The sequence below is a fragment of the Pseudoalteromonas sp. 5Ae-yellow genome (assembly GCF_014077565.1).
Taxonomy (GTDB): domain Bacteria; phylum Pseudomonadota; class Gammaproteobacteria; order Enterobacterales; family Alteromonadaceae; genus Pseudoalteromonas.
Genome location: NZ_JACGWD010000087.1, coordinates 1 through 15,196, shown reverse-complemented (window position 1 = coordinate 15,196; position 15,196 = coordinate 1). Strand labels below are relative to the sequence as shown.

10 protein-coding genes and 1 pseudogene are annotated in these 15,196 nt (G+C 41.6%); 9 read left to right on the top strand and 2 right to left on the bottom strand.

The genetic code is table 11. The features are described from left to right. Positions 1 to 128: 128 nt before the first annotated feature. From H4J63_RS17705 to rlmB, 5 genes and pseudogenes are all read left to right on the top strand, one after another. Positions 129 to 1,136, top strand: a pseudogene (locus H4J63_RS17705) (sensor histidine kinase); the annotation flags it as partial. After that, positions 1,136 to 1,750, top strand: coding sequence for a DNA-binding response regulator (locus H4J63_RS17700; protein WP_024599310.1), 615 nt, complete (start codon positions 1,136 to 1,138; stop codon positions 1,748 to 1,750). The pseudogene H4J63_RS17705 and the gene H4J63_RS17700, both read left to right, overlap by 1 nt. Before the next feature lie 98 nt (positions 1,751 to 1,848). Further along, positions 1,849 to 2,583 carry an enoyl-CoA hydratase/isomerase family protein gene (locus tag H4J63_RS17695; protein WP_182197777.1) on the top strand — a complete coding sequence of 245 codons (735 nt, stop codon included), beginning with the start codon at positions 1,849 to 1,851 and terminating at the stop codon, positions 2,581 to 2,583. 201 nt (positions 2,584 to 2,784) lie between these two features. Then, positions 2,785 to 5,280, top strand: coding sequence for a ribonuclease R (gene rnr, locus H4J63_RS17690; protein WP_058154169.1), 2,496 nt, complete (start codon positions 2,785 to 2,787; stop codon positions 5,278 to 5,280). After that, on the top strand, positions 5,277 to 6,020 hold the full coding sequence (rlmB, locus tag H4J63_RS17685; protein WP_002958023.1) for a 23S rRNA (guanosine(2251)-2'-O)-methyltransferase RlmB: 744 nt from the start codon (positions 5,277 to 5,279) through the stop codon (positions 6,018 to 6,020). Before rnr ends, rlmB begins: the two co-directional genes overlap by 4 nt. A 318-nt stretch (positions 6,021 to 6,338) precedes the next feature. Here rlmB and H4J63_RS17680 read toward each other — a convergent pair whose 3' ends face one another. Together H4J63_RS17680 and H4J63_RS17675 are read right to left on the bottom strand one after the other, a co-directional pair. Then, positions 6,339 to 8,495, bottom strand: a complete 2,157-nt coding sequence (locus H4J63_RS17680; RefSeq protein WP_182197776.1) for a TonB-dependent receptor domain-containing protein — start codon at positions 8,493 to 8,495, stop codon at positions 6,339 to 6,341. Between the two features lie 188 nt (positions 8,496 to 8,683). Then, entirely contained in the window at positions 8,684 to 9,535 is an 852-nt protein-coding gene (locus H4J63_RS17675; protein ID WP_024599314.1) for a LysR family transcriptional regulator, read from the bottom strand. A 126-nt stretch (positions 9,536 to 9,661) separates the two neighbouring features. Between H4J63_RS17675 and H4J63_RS17670 the strand changes: the two genes are divergently transcribed. From H4J63_RS17670 to gcvP, 4 genes are all read left to right on the top strand, one after another. Beyond that, positions 9,662 to 10,261: a hypothetical protein gene (locus H4J63_RS17670; RefSeq protein WP_024599315.1), complete on the top strand. Its 600-nt coding sequence runs from the start codon at positions 9,662 to 9,664 to the stop codon at positions 10,259 to 10,261. A 117-nt stretch (positions 10,262 to 10,378) separates the two neighbouring features. After that, positions 10,379 to 11,461, top strand: coding sequence for a glycine cleavage system aminomethyltransferase GcvT (gene gcvT, locus H4J63_RS17665; RefSeq protein WP_024599316.1), 1,083 nt, complete (start codon positions 10,379 to 10,381; stop codon positions 11,459 to 11,461). 73 nt (positions 11,462 to 11,534) lie between these two features. Then, positions 11,535 to 11,924, top strand: coding sequence for a glycine cleavage system protein GcvH (gene gcvH / locus H4J63_RS17660; protein WP_002958029.1), 390 nt, complete (start codon positions 11,535 to 11,537; stop codon positions 11,922 to 11,924). A gap of 161 nt (positions 11,925 to 12,085) precedes the next feature. After that, the gene (gcvP, locus tag H4J63_RS17655; RefSeq protein WP_182197775.1) at positions 12,086 to 14,977 is read left to right on the top strand and encodes an aminomethyl-transferring glycine dehydrogenase; all 2,892 of its coding nucleotides are present in this window, start codon (positions 12,086 to 12,088) and stop codon (positions 14,975 to 14,977) included. Positions 14,978 to 15,196: the final 219 nt, after the last annotated feature.

The window sequence follows — 15,196 nt, the reverse complement described above, 5'->3', positions numbered from 1 at the left end:
TCTTCGCCAGTAAGGCCTTTACCAGCTTGAAGTTCAGCTAATGCTTTGTTGAAGTCGAAAGATTGAGTCATGTGTCACTCCTGTTTTCTTAATAATACTGAAATGACACAGATTTCTAAACACTACCAATAATTAATTTTTCGAGCTTTACAGTTAACCAAATTGTTATGTCTTTAGCCTTCTATATTGCTTTTATTCTTTTGTATGTAAAAGCAATAAACTGTAAAAGCGCAGGGGTGACTAAGTTATTTGTAGCCATGCTCTTAATTTGTTTTTGCGCTACTTTTTACACCACAGGTACGCCTACTTTATTTGGTTTCGTAGCCTATATAGCAGGCTACTCTTACAGCTCCCGTCAAAGGATTTATGCTGCGATCGCAATTATATTCACGGTTTTATTAAGCACATATATTGGAGATATAGGTAAGGTTCAATACTTTTTAGGCGTTGCTTTGATTCTATGCGCCACATTATTTAGTTACGGTATTGCAGCAAAAAGAGAAAGCTTATACAAAAAGCGCGAACAAGAAAGCGCTAACCAACTAGAGCAATTAGCAGCTATTGCAGAGCGAGAACGAATAGCTCGCGACTTGCATGATATTTTAGGTCATTCACTTTCATCTATTGCTTTAAAAGCTGAGCTTGCTAATAAATTAAACCAAGGAGAGCGCTACGCTCAAGCAAATAGCGAAATTGCACAAGTGGCCGATTTGGCAAGGCAGTTACTTAGCGATGTAAGAAGCGCCGTAAGTGATTTAAAACAGCTTAATCTTGTCAGCCAAGTAGCACAGTTAAAGCAAAGGTTAATAGAGCAAGGATTTAACGTTTCATTTAATGTGGTTTTAAATGCTCTGCCCGCTAAAGTAGAGGGTATAGCAGGCCTTGTAATTAAAGAGGCAGTTACTAACTTATTACGCCATAGCAATACAAAAAATTGCGAAATAAATATAGAACAAACAGCGCAGCAGTTACTTATAACCGTAATTGACCATGGTCCGTGCAGTACATTGAATTCGGGCAATGGCCTAAATGGTATTAAAGAGCGAGCAGAGCAACTAAATGGCAGTGCAGTATTTGCCTGTGGCGATAATTTTACTTTAAAAGTAGTGCTTCCAATTACAGCTAAGGATTTATAATGATCAGAGTATATTTAGTGGAAGATCAGGCGCTTGTACGCGACGCAGTAGCAGCATTGTTAGGGCTTGATTTTAATATTGAGATTATTGGTCAAGCAAGTAACGGGCAAGATGCACTTAATGCAATTGAGGCGCTTGATAGTGATTTGCATCCCGATATAATTTTAACCGATATAGAAATGCCAACCATGAATGGTATAGAGCTTAGCGAAAAAATAGCCGCTAAATTTCCTGCTATAAAAATGGTTATTATGACTACATTTTCTCGTGCGGGTTATATTAGGCGAGCGCTTACGACTGGCGTAAAAGGTTTTATTTTAAAAGAAGCACCAAGTGAAGAGTTAATAAATGCGCTTAAAAAAGTAATGCAGGGACAAAAGGTAATTGACCCAGAGCTTGCTATTAATGCATTAGACGACGCAGATCCACTTACGGATAAAGAACGAAAAGCCCTTAAACTTGCAAGCGATGGCCTTAAAACAAGCGACATAGCCAAGCAGCTATTTATTAGCGAAGGGACTACGCGTAACTACCTATCGGATGCCATTGCAAAATTAAACGCCACTAACCGCATAGATGCTGCGCGTATAGCTAAACAAAAAGGGTGGCTTTAATTAGTGGGTTTATAAATTATAAGCAAAGTATTACTATGATATGTAAAAGTAACGAACAGCGCTTAAAATTAGCTTAAAAAGCGCTAAAAGAGGTTTTAATGGCAAATTTAATAGAACTAACAACTAAAAATAATATCGCTATACTCACCATGAATACCGCTGAAAACCGCCACAACCCAGCGTTTTTGGCTGAGTTTAATTTACACCTAGACCACATTGAAGCAGAACAAAATATTAAGTCAGTTATTTTAACGTCTTCAAGTGATAAAAACTGGTCATTGGGTATCGACCTCCAATGGATGTCTAATCCAAGTATTTTACCTGCAGCAATTTCAGACTTTATGATTCAAATAAGTGACTTATTTAAACGCATAGTTACTTTTCCTATGCCTATTATTGCTGCGTTAAACGGGCATACCTATGGTAATGGTTCTGTACTTGCGTGTGCGTGCGACTTTAGATTTATAAAATCAGACAAAGGCTTTTTTTGTTTTCCTGAAGTGGATGTAATGGTGCCGTTTGTTCCGTCGATGTTTCCTATAATTAATAAGGCTATTTCGCAAACCTTCTTTAATCGTCTAGCTATGTCAGGAGAGCGGGTTGGTGCACAGCAGTTGCTAGAGAACAAAGTAGTTGAAGCTGTGTTTGCAAATAACGACGAACTACAAGCGGGTGTACTTGAGTTTGCCCAGCAGTTTAATAAAAATCGTTGGATTTACGCTCAAAATAAAACACAAATGAATAAGCAGATTTTACTTACGATGAAAGAAGAAGACCCAAGCTTTATTGATAATATAAGTAAACTGCTGTGGAAAAACCTACAAAAAAAATAGTATAGGTTTTAGCATTGCTACGAGATGACTAAACACTTTGCAGTTAAGGGAACGTTAAGCCCCATTGCGCTAGATTTTTAAACTATACAGCAAGGTAAACAGCAAGGTAAAAGTGCTTTCTTAAAAGTTTAATAGCTTTTACCTGTCTCATTATAACTATATGGGTTAAAATACCTACATAACCAACTAACAAGATAGTGAATGTCAAACCAAGATCCAAATCTCAGTCGAGAACAAGAAAAGTACGAAAACCCAGTCCCTAGTCGTGAGTTTATACTTACTCACCTTCAAGAGCGTTCAAAGCCTGCTAACTACGCGCAATTATGTGAAGAACTAGCAGTAAACGATGACGAACGCCAAATAGCATTTAAACGCCGCCTTCGCGCTATGGAGCGTGACGGACAGCTGTATTTCAATAAATTTAAATGCTACGCCCTAATTGACGAAGCCGGTTTAACCAAAGGCAAAGTAATAGGCCACAGAGACGGTTTCGGCTTTTTAGAAGTTGAAGGCGAGAGTAAAGATTGGTTTATTGCTAAGCACCAAATGAATATGGTGTTACATGGCGACATTGTACTAGCTAAAGGCACTAAACGTGGTTCTGGCTCAAAATGCGATGCACGTATTATAAAAGTGCTTACTAACGAGCGCGCGCCAATTGTTGGCCGTTACTTTGTTGAGCACGGTGTTGCTGTTGTAGTCGCTGAAGACCCGCGCATAACGCAAGATATAATGATTTTACCAGGCAACGAAAACGGTGCCCGCCATAACCAAATGGTGCAGGTTAAAATTACGCAAAACCCAAGCCGTAACATGAACGCGGTAGGCAAAGTTATAGATGTACTTGGTGAGCATTTAGCCCCAGGTATGGAAATTGAAGTTGCACTGCGCAATCACGATATTCCACATGTATGGCCAGAAGAAGTTGAAGCACAAGTTGCTCATCTAGGTGAATTTGTTGAAGAAGCTGACAAACAAGGTCGCGTAGATTTACGTGATTTACCACTTGTAACTATTGATGGCGAAGATGCACGCGACTTTGATGACGCAGTATATTGTGAACCTAAAAAATCAGGTGGCTGGCGCTTATGGGTTGCCATTGCCGATGTATCGCATTACGTAGGAATGAACACGCCGCTTAACAAAGAAGCAATTTTGCGTGGTAACTCAGTGTATTTTCCTGAGCAAGTAATTCCGATGCTACCAAAAGTGCTTTCTAATGGATTATGTTCGCTTAATCCAAAAGTAGATCGCTTATGTATGGTTGCCGAAATGACCGTGTCGAGCGCGGGTAAACTTTCGGGTTATAAGTTTTACGAAGCGATAATGAACTCGCATGCACGTTTAACTTACACCAAAGTAAATGCCATTTTACAAAACGACGAAAAACTACGCGAAGAATACTCAGCCGTTGTGCCACATTTAACTGATTTACAGCAAATGTACATGGCACTTAAAGCAGCACGCCAAGACCGTGGTGCCATAGAGTTTGAAACCCTAGAAACACGTTTTGTATTTAACGCTCAGCGTAAAATAGAATCAATAGTGCCTGTTATTCGTAACGACGCGCACAAACTCATTGAAGAATGTATGATTTTAGCCAACGTATCAGCGGCTAAAATTCTTGAAAAGCACGAAGCAAGCGCGCTTTATCGTGTGCATGACGAACCAGACCAAGAAAAACTAGGTAACTTTACTAAGTTTTTAGGCGAGTTAGGTATTGAAAGCACATTAAGCGACGAGCCAACACCAAAAGAAATAACGCAAGTATTAGCGCGACTAGGTGACCGCCCAGAAGCTGAACTTATTCAAACTATGTTACTGCGTTCAATGAAACAAGCTGTATATCAGCCAGATAACATTGGTCACTTTGGTTTAGCGTTATCGGCTTACGCGCATTTTACATCGCCAATACGCCGTTACCCAGATTTAGTAGTGCATCGTGCTATTAAAGCAGTAATAAAAGCACAAGGTCAGCAAACGTCTGGCGAATATGCTTACACCGACGATGAAGTTGATCAGCTAGGTGAGCAGTGTTCTACAACAGAGCGCCGCGCCGATGATGCAACTCGCGAAGTAGCTGATTGGCTTAAATGTGAGTTTATGCAAGACCATGTAGGTGAAGAGTTTGATGGTGTTATTTCATCGGTTACCAATTTTGGTTTGTTTATTCGTTTAGACGATTTACAAATTGATGGGCTTATACACGTTACTAATTTAGGCGACGAGTTTTTTGCGCATGATGCTGCAAAACACACCCTAATAGGTGAGCACTCTCACAAAGTTTATCGCCTTGGCGATAAAGTAACAGTTAAAGTTGCGTCGGTTAGTTTAGACGATCGCCGTATAAACTTAACGCTTAAAGGCGATGTTGCACAAGACAGATACTCACGTCGTCGTGCACCAAAAAAAGGTTCAGGTAAGTCTGAGCATGCGCCAGCAAGTGTGCGTTCGCAATTAAAAGCAGGCAAAGTACCAGGTAAAAAGTCGCACAGCGATGACAAACCAAAAGGTAAAAAAAAGCCAGCAAATAAAGATAAAGGCAAGCCTGCAAATAAGTCTGCAACAAAACCTGCAGATAAAAAAGCAGCAGACTCTGCCGTAAAGAAAAAACCAAAGAAGAAGGCCGTTAAAAAGCCTAAAAGAGCAGGCAAAAATGCCCGCAAACGTACTAGCCCAGGAGCAGACAATACGTGAGTAATGAATTAATTTTTGGCTTTCATTCTGTTGAAGCAATTTTAGAAAGCGAACCAGAGCGCTTTGTAGAAATTTACGCCCTTAAAGGTCGTGACGACAAACGCTCAACTCCGATTATTGATGAAGCACGTAAATTTGGTATTTCAGTACAGTTTATGCAGCGTAAAGCCCTTGATAGCAAATCAAAAGGTGAGCAGCATCAAGGTATTATTGCTAACGTAAAAGCAGCGCCAACGTTTAATGAAAAAGATCTTGATGCGATAATCGCTCGTGAAGACACACCGTTTTTACTTGTGCTTGATGGTATTACCGATCCGCATAACTTAGGCGCATGCCTACGTAGTGCAGACGCGGCAGGTGTTCACGCTGTGATTGTACCTAAAGATAAGTCGGCTAAGCTTAACGGTACCGCACGTAAAGTGGCCTGTGGCGCAGCCGAAACAGTTCCGCTTATTCAAGTGACTAACCTTGCGCGTACGCTTCGCGAAATTAAAGATGCAGGCGTATGGGTTGTAGGTACCGCTGGCGAAACTGATAACCACGTATTTGACGCAAGCTTAACAGGGCCAATGGCTATTGTTATGGGCGCAGAAGGCGAGGGCATGCGACGCTTAACGCGTGAGCATTGCGATATGCTTGTTAAAATCCCAATGGCGGGTACTGTCTCAAGCTTAAACGTATCGGTAGCCACGGGTATTTGTTTGTTTGAAGTATTACGCCAACGTAACGCAAATAACTAATATATAAAACGATAAGTTTTATGTATTAAAAAGCCGAGATTGAAATTCAATCTCGGCTTTTTTATCTCTGTAATTTACGCTTTAACTTTACACCAATTGATACTCTATTATAGCGATAGGAAAATAACTCTATAGCAAGGCAAAAATAACGCAATATAGTTGTTCTTATATGAGTTATTTTTAACGCAGCTAGTGAACGATTTCTCCTATACAAAGCGCAGGTAAACGGTTTAATAACAAGGCAATAATTTAGATGTGTAATACTTTTACATAAAAAATTATTAACGCTGTTAGTGAACCGTTTAGCCAGCTTTAAGCTTAAAAGCTATAAGTGTAGCCCATCTGTACAGTACGTGGCTTACCTGGCTGAATGCCACCGTTTGAACGGTTAGCAACGTATGTTTTATCAAACAAGTTATCAACGCTTAGGTATACTTTTTGATTTTCATCGATTAAGTATTTAGCAGCTAAATCCCATACTACGCGGCTATCAATTGCGTTTAAGCCCGACTGCGTTAAGTTAGCATGCGCATCAGATACGTAACGTATTTGGCTGTTAACTACAAACGCAGAAAACTCAGCACCTAACGATAACGCTACTTGGTTTTCTGGTACGTAAGGCATTGCATCGCCTTTTTCTACCGCGCCCCAAATTTCTGAATCAAAATCGTTTTTAAACTCAGAGTCTGTGTAGGTGTACGTTAATTTAACTGGGAACATAGCTGTATCAGTTGCAAACGTACGTGCTGCACTAAATTCAAAGCCCGCTACTTCTACTTCACCGTAGTTGTATTGGTCGCCAATGTTGTCGTCGCTACAACCAACCGCTGCAGTACAGTTACCGTGCATGTTGTCGTAGTCTGAGTAAAAGGCAATTACTTCACCGCTAAAGCCATCCATATTAAAGCGAGAGCCAAACTCAATGTTTACACTTTCTTCTTCTTCTTGGTCAGCATTACCAGGTGCTGCTGGTGCATACCCTTTTTGAATGCCCGCAAGTAGCGTTACGTTTTCGTTAAGCGTGTAAGTAGCACCTAACGACGGCACTAAAATTTCAGTGTCGTTCGACACATCTTTAGTTAAACCGTTGCTGCGTGTTGGATCTGATTTAGACCACTCTTCACGCGTAATAGTAATGTCTTCATAACGAAGACCAGCACTTACTACTAATGCGTCAATTGTCCACTCGTCTTGAATAAACAAGGTGCTTGCTTCTGCGCTATCTACGCGGTTGCTATCAGAGCCCGGAACGCCTTGCTCTGTAAGCGTTAAGCTTAGGTCTTGATTAAGTGTGTATTTGTCTTCCCATTGAAAACGATCCATTTCGTCTTCGTGGTAACGTACGCCAACAGTCACATAGTGATCGCCTGCCGGAATATGTAATTCAGACTGAATACCTTTAGCTTGGTAATCGCGGTTATTAGCTTTAACGCCAATACCTTCAATGCCTTCGCTTGTTGGGTTTGCTTCAAAATCGCTGTACTGCTCAAGAGTACTTAAACCTACGCTGCTGGCTTTATACCAGTTACGGTGAAAATCGTTTAAGTAAGCCGTAGCTAAAAACTCATAGCCATCACCAAAACGGTACGCGTAGTTAAGTTGGTATGCGTTGTGGCGCGTATTCATTTCATCGTTTTGCGATGCAGCATAACGACGGTAAGGACTTTCTTGATAGTCTTCGTCAGTTAAGCCCATGTATGTTTCGTCTGATGTTTCGTCAGAGTACTTAATTTTTAGCTCAAGATTATGCGCATCGTTTTGACCAAACGTATGGCCAAACTTTAATAGTAAATCTGTTTTTTCAAAGCCGGTGTTGTCATTGCCTACTGGCAGCTCTTTAAAGCCGTCTGCGCCGTAAGTAAATACTTCAATTAAACCTGCTGTGTTATTTTTTTCTTTACCAAAGTAAGCGTGGCCTTTGTAGTAACCGTCGCTACCAAGGGCTGCATCTACCATACCTTTTGAGCTATTTGGCTCAGTTGGTAAGCTGCGCGAAAGTAAGTTTAAAACACCACCTGTAGTACGCGGGCCGTACTTAACTGAGGCTGCGCCTTTTAATACTTCAATAGATTCCATACGACCCATAGTAGGGAAGTAGTATGCTGAAGGTGCTGAATATGGTGCTGGTGCAACTAATACACCGTCTTCCGTTACTGATATTTTATCGTTACGGCCAGTACCTGTACCGCGCATACCAATATTAGGACGAAGGCCATAACCGTCTTCTTCTTGCACGTAAACGCCCGGAACAGACGCTAAAACGCGAGAAATATCGGTAAACTGGAATTTTTGAAGCTCTTCTTCAGAAATAAACGTAGCTGAACCAGGAATATCGTTAATTGCTTGCTGAGAGCCAATAACAGTGATTTGTTCAAAGCGTTGTTCTTTATTGCTGGTGTCTTTTGCTATTGCAGTAGCACTAAAAGACAAAGCAATCGCAGTTGCCAAAGTAGATACTAAAAACTTAGGGTTCATTGTGTTCCTAATCATGTCAATTATCTTAATTGGCGTAATTTGAACACGTTAACGAATACGAATCAATGTTATTAACTATTTAATTATTCAGTTTAATAGAACTAAAAACACCTACTTATGCAACTTAGTTAACTAAATTGTTTCTTTTGTATTACTTCACAACTCATAAACTAATTATAAAGTTTTGATTAGCTATAACCCAAACGTAGCGCTATAAACTCCGCGAGCTTATCTACGGCATGATCAGATTCACCCGAACTTTTAATTAAACTAATACCAATATTGCCAAGAGCCGGTAAATGTTTGGTTTGAACTTGATAGTTAAGCTCACTCGGTACTGTGCTTTTAGCAAGTACGGTAATACCTAAGCCTTCTTTTAATGCAGCAATAAGGCCGGTTAAATCTGCGTTGCTATAGACAATACGGTATTTTATGCCCGCATTTTTTAATGCATCAATTGCACGGCGACGATAAATACACCCCTCTGGGGCAGTAACTAGCGTAACCACGTCGTTTTGCGCAAGTGACAGGTCGCCCACCCACACCAGTTCGTCTTGCATAAAAATAGGAAACTTATCAGAGTTAAGTCGCTCATTGAGCGCAAGTACTAAATCAAATTGATCTTGCCTTGAGGCCGAAAGTAAATGTTTACTTAAACGCGATTTAACCTCTAGCGATACCTCAGGGTAGAGCGCCACAAAGTCGCCAATGATAGAAGGTAAAATGCGCGCTGCAAATTCGCTCGGAATACCTAAGCGCACTTTACCCGCGATATTTTCTGATGTGAACTGCTGCAAAATAGCATCGTTGTGTTGCATCATTTGTTTTGCCATAGGCAATAATAGCTCGCCGTACTGGTTTAATACTTGGCGCTGTCCTTGTTTTTTAAATAGTTTATAGCCAAGCACGTCTTCTAGGCGCTTTATTTGCAAACTAACAGCTGGTTGCGACAGGCCAAGTAAATCGCCGGCTTTAGCAAAACCACCTATTTCAACTACCATTACAAAAGTACGTAAAGCGTCGGTTGATATGTTTTTCATATTTAAAATTACAATTTATATAGCTATATATATAAGTATTATTTATCAATTGATAAAAAATTACAATTTGTTGTTGGTAGGCGTGGGCAATATACTTTTATAATCGAAAATACACAGGTATTTGTTATGACTTTTAACCCAATAATGTTTGCCCGCCACAGCAACGCAAGTAGTGCGGTTACTAACGCTTTGCAAACTAACAACAATCACGTTGTAATGGATTTTAGCGGCACCGAAACCAGTGTATTTTTAAGTACCATTTTAGGCCTTGATTTAACAATGCTTACCGCCAGCGGTTTAGGCTTAAAAGGCACACTTGATGGCGACTATAATTCTGACTACAGCTTTGCTGTTTATTACTTTAGCGAAACCGCTTTTAGATTCGTACTGCCACACAACGCAAGCCTTCAACTACAAGCACTTATAAACGAGCAACAACTACGTTTTGATATTGATTATGTAGTACGCACCGACCTAGCAAGTTTTATTTTAAGTGGCGACAACGCCTTTGATACCCTAGTTAATGCTTTTAAATTAACACCAGGTTTGCGCTTATCAAATGCGCAACTATGCTACGGTGCGCAAAGTGGTGATGTATTTATTACCGCCATTGATAAAAACGACGAACAACACTTTGTATTAGTCGCTAAACAACAAGAATTACAAAAATGGCAAAGCTACATGCAAGCGCAAGGTTTTGCACTTATGCATAGTGAAGCCGCATAACGAATACAAACAACAGGTGAACATAACAATGTTTGCCTGTTTTTAATTGCGATTAAGCAATTAAAGTCTATTTAAGCCACGCCCTAAACAGGGTTAATTTAAACGTGAAGGAATGTTATGACTTCTAAAACTGTACTACATGCTAAGCACCTAGAAGCGGGCGCAAAAATGGTTGATTTTCATGGCTGGGAAATGCCAATCAACTACGGCTCACAAATAGAAGAACACAATAGCGTGCGTACCGATGCAGGTATGTTTGACGTATCACACATGACCATTGTTGATATTGAAGGGCCTCAAGCACAAGCATTTTTACGTAAGCTAGTAGCTAACGACGTTGCAAAATTAACCGTACCAGGCAAAGCGCTTTACACAGGCATGCTTAACGAGCAAGGCGGTGTAATAGACGACTTAATTATTTATTTCTTTAGCGAAACGTTTTACCGCCTAGTTGTTAACTCAGCAACACGCGAAAAAGACCTAGCGCATTTAGCTAACGTATCGAGCGACTTTGACGTAACTGTTACAGAGCGCCCAGAGTTTGCAATGATTGCAGTACAAGGCCCTAACGCTAAAGCAAAAACAGCCACTCTTTTAAATGCCGAGCAACAAGCAGCGGTTGAAGGTATGAAGCCGTTTTTTGGTGTTCAAGTAGGTGATTTATTTATTGCCACAACGGGTTATACTGGCGAAGACGGTTACGAAATAGTAGTACCAAACGACCAAGCAGCCGATTTATGGCAACAACTGCTAGACGCAGGTGTTAAGCCTGCTGGTTTAGGTGCACGCGACACGCTACGTTTAGAAGCAGGTATGAACCTTTACGGCCTAGATATGGACGAAAGCGTATCACCACTTGCCGCTAACATGGCATGGACCATTGCATGGGAACCAGAAGATCGCGACTTTATTGGTCGTGACGTACTTGTTAAGCAACGCGCAGAAAAAAGCACTGACAAACTAGTTGGCTTAGTGTTTGAAGAAAAAGGCGTGTTGCGTAGCGGTTCTAAAGTAATTGTTGACGGTGGGGAGGGTGTTATTACCTCAGGTACTTTCTCACCAACACTTGGTTTTAGTGTAGCCCTTGCACGTGTACCACGTTCAACAGGGGATACAGCTCAAGTAGAAATGCGTAAAAAATTAGTAAACGTTAAAGTAGTAAAGCCTAGCTTTGTACGTAACGGTAAATCAATAATTTAAATAATTTGGTTATACCAATCACAATAATTATTGCGATTGGTATCCTCCCAATATAAACCAAAGGACAAATAAAATGAGCAACATTCCTAGCGAGTTAAAATACGCACCTTCACACGAGTGGGTTCGTAACGAGGGCGACGGTACATTTACTGTTGGTATTTCTGAGCATGCACAAGAACTTCTTGGCGACATGGTATTTGTTGAATTACCAGAAGTTGGCGACGAAGTAGACGCTGGCGAAGACTGTGCAGTAGCAGAGTCGGTTAAAGCAGCATCAGACATTTACGCACCTATCAGTGGCGAAATTGTTGCAATTAACGAAGAGCTTGAAGACTCACCTGAAACAGTAAACAACGACGCTTACGGCGACGGTTGGTTATTCCGTATTAAAGCATCTGACGAGTCTGAGCTAGACAACTTATTAGACGCTGAAGGTTACTCGCACACTATCGACGAAGAATAATCATTTTTTGAAGATAACTAAAAGCCCCGTTTAATGTATAAAAATGGGGCTTTTATGATTTTACAGCGCACAACCCCATACTGAGTGAGCTGTTAAATCGTCAAATATTTTAATTAATGCTAGTTACCCATTAGCATTTAGGATCATAGGAATCTGGATTCATGTCAAACGCCAAATCTCTTGAAGAACTAGAGCAAAAGCAAGATTTTATTCGCCGCCATATTGGGCCAAGCCCAGCACAAGTAAGCGATATGCTAAGTGCTTTAGAAGTATCGAGTGTGCAAGAGCTCATTGACCAAACTGTACCGGCTAGCATTCGTCTAGAACAACCGTTAACAGTTGGCGAAAGCCGTACTGAAGTTGAAACACTAAGCTACCTAAAATCAGTAGCAAGCAAAAATAAAGTTTTCAAATCGTACATTGGCCAAGGCTACCACCCAACTAACGTACCGCACGTAATTTTACGTAACGTACTAGAAAATCCAGGTTGGTATACAGCGTACACACCGTATCAGCCAGAGATTGCACAAGGGCGTTTAGAATCATTATTAAACTTCCAAACTATGACCCTAGATTTAACCGGTCTTGATTTAGCAAGCGCGTCACTACTTGACGAATCAACAGCCGCTGCAGAGGCTATGGGCCTTGCAAAACGCGTATCAAAAGCTAAAAAAGCCAATGCCTTTTTTATCGCAGACGACGTACACACACAAACAATCGACGTAGTAACAACGCGTGCCGAGCAGTTTGGTTTTGAAATAATTGTAGGTAAAGCAGAAGATGCCGTAAACCACGACATTTTTGGCGCATTGTTCCAATACCCAACTACATCAGGCGAAGTGGTAGACATAACTGACCTAATTGCTGGCGTACAAAGCAAAAAGGCGATTGCCTGTGTTGCTGCCGACATAATGAGCTTATTACTATTAAAAGCACCGGGTAAACTAGGCGCAGACGTAGTACTTGGTTCGGCTCAACGTTTTGGCGTACCTATGGGTTACGGCGGTCCTCATGCTGCATTTTTTGCAACACGTGACGCATACAAACGTTCATTACCAGGTCGTATTATTGGTGTATCTAAAGACCGTTTAGGTAACGACGCACTACGTATGGCAATGCAAACGCGCGAACAACACATTCGCCGCGACAAAGCCAACTCAAACATATGTACAGCGCAAGTATTACTTGCCAACATGGCAGCGTTTTACGCGGTGTACCACGGCCCACAAGGCTTAAAAACTATCGCGCAGCGTATACATCGCTTTGCTGATATTTTAGCAACTGGCCTTAAAGCTAAAGGCATCGCACTTAAACACAGCACATGGTTTGATACCCTTACAATTGCAGATGACAGTAAAGACGACGTAATAGCACGTGCCATTGCAAAAGGCGTAAACTTTGCAACAAACCACGAAGGCGAGTACTCAATTTCGGTATCAGAGACAACAACACGTGCCGATATCGCTGAGTTATTCGATATTATTTTAGGCGAAGGCCATGGCCTAAGTGTTGACGCTATTGCAGCCGACGTTGAAGCAAATGGCAGCGAGTCAATTCCTGCAAGTTTAGTACGTGATGACGAAGTACTAACGCATCCAAACTTTAACAGCTATCACAGCGAAACGGACATGCTTCGCTACATCAAGCGACTAGAAAGCAAAGATTTATCGCTTAATCACTCAATGATCTCGTTAGGCTCATGTACCATGAAACTAAACGCGACTGCTGAGATGATCCCAATTACGTGGCCTGAGTTTGCAAACCTTCACCCATTCTGCCCGCTAGATCAAGCAGAGGGTTACCAAATAATGATTGGCGAGTTACACGACTGGCTAGTAAACATTACCGGTTACGATGCAGTATCACTTCAGCCAAACTCTGGCGCGCAAGGTGAATACGCAGGCTTAATCGCGATTCGTAAATACCACGAGTCACGAGGGGATGCACACCGTAATGTATGTTTAATCCCAAGCTCTGCGCACGGTACTAACCCTGCATCAGCGCAAATGGCGAGCATGAAAATTGTGGTAGTTAACTGCGACAAAAACGGTAACGTAGACATGGCCGATTTGAAAGCGAAAGCTGAAGAAGTGTCTGAAAACTTATCGTGTATCATGATCACATACCCGTCTACGCACGGCGTATACGAAGAAACAATTCGCGAGATTTGTGACATTATTCATGAGCACGGCGGTCAAGTTTACATGGACGGCGCAAACATGAACGCGCAAGTGGGTGTAACAAGCCCAGGCTTTATTGGCTCAGATGTATCGCACTTAAACTTGCATAAAACGTTTTGTATTCCACACGGTGGCGGTGGTCCAGGTGTTGGCCCAATTGGTGTGAAATCGCACCTTGCTCCGTTTATGCCAAACCACAGCGTAATTAACGTACCAGGTACTAACATCGGTAACGGTGCAGTATCAGCAGCGCCTTACGGCTCAGCCGCTATTTTACCTATTTCATGGGCTTACATCACCATGATGGGGAGCGAGGGCTTAAAACAAGCTACTGAAATGGCTATCGTTAATGCTAACTACTTAACGCATGAGCTAAGCAAGCACTTCCCAATTTTATACCGTGGTCGTAACAACCGTGTTGCTCACGAATGTATTGTTGACTTACGCCCGCTTAAAGAGCTATCAGGCATTACTGAAATGGACGTAGCTAAGCGCCTGCAAGATTACGGCTTCCATTCACCAACTATGTCGTTCCCAGTAGCTGGCACGTTGATGATTGAGCCAACTGAGTCTGAATCAAAAGGTGAGATCGACCGCTTTATCGAAGCAATGGTGTCAATTAAAGGCGAAATCGAAAAAGTAATCTCTGGCGAATGGTCAATCGAAAACAACCCGCTAGTGTTTGCACCGCATACACAAGGCGACGTATTAGGTAACGAATGGGACCGCGCATACGACCGTTTTTACGCTGCATTCCCAGTGCCTGCAGTGGCTAAAAACAAGTTTTGGCCAACCGTTACACGTATTGATGACGTATACGGCGACCGTAACTTAGTATGTTCATGCCCAGCGGTAGAGACTTATCGCGACTAAGAGACAGACTAATTTTTGAACTTTAATGGGTAGTAAGTTCCATTATAGTTTGAAAATTTATCAAAATTATAAAAGCCGTTGCAGCAATGCAACGGCTTTTTTGTTTGCCCAGCGAAGCTGGCAAACCCGATAGGCTGAAAGATGCCTTATTACCCTGACTAAGGGGAAGATAATCTGAATGGCAAGGGCGTCACTGGCCAACGGTGGGGTCTGAAGGAA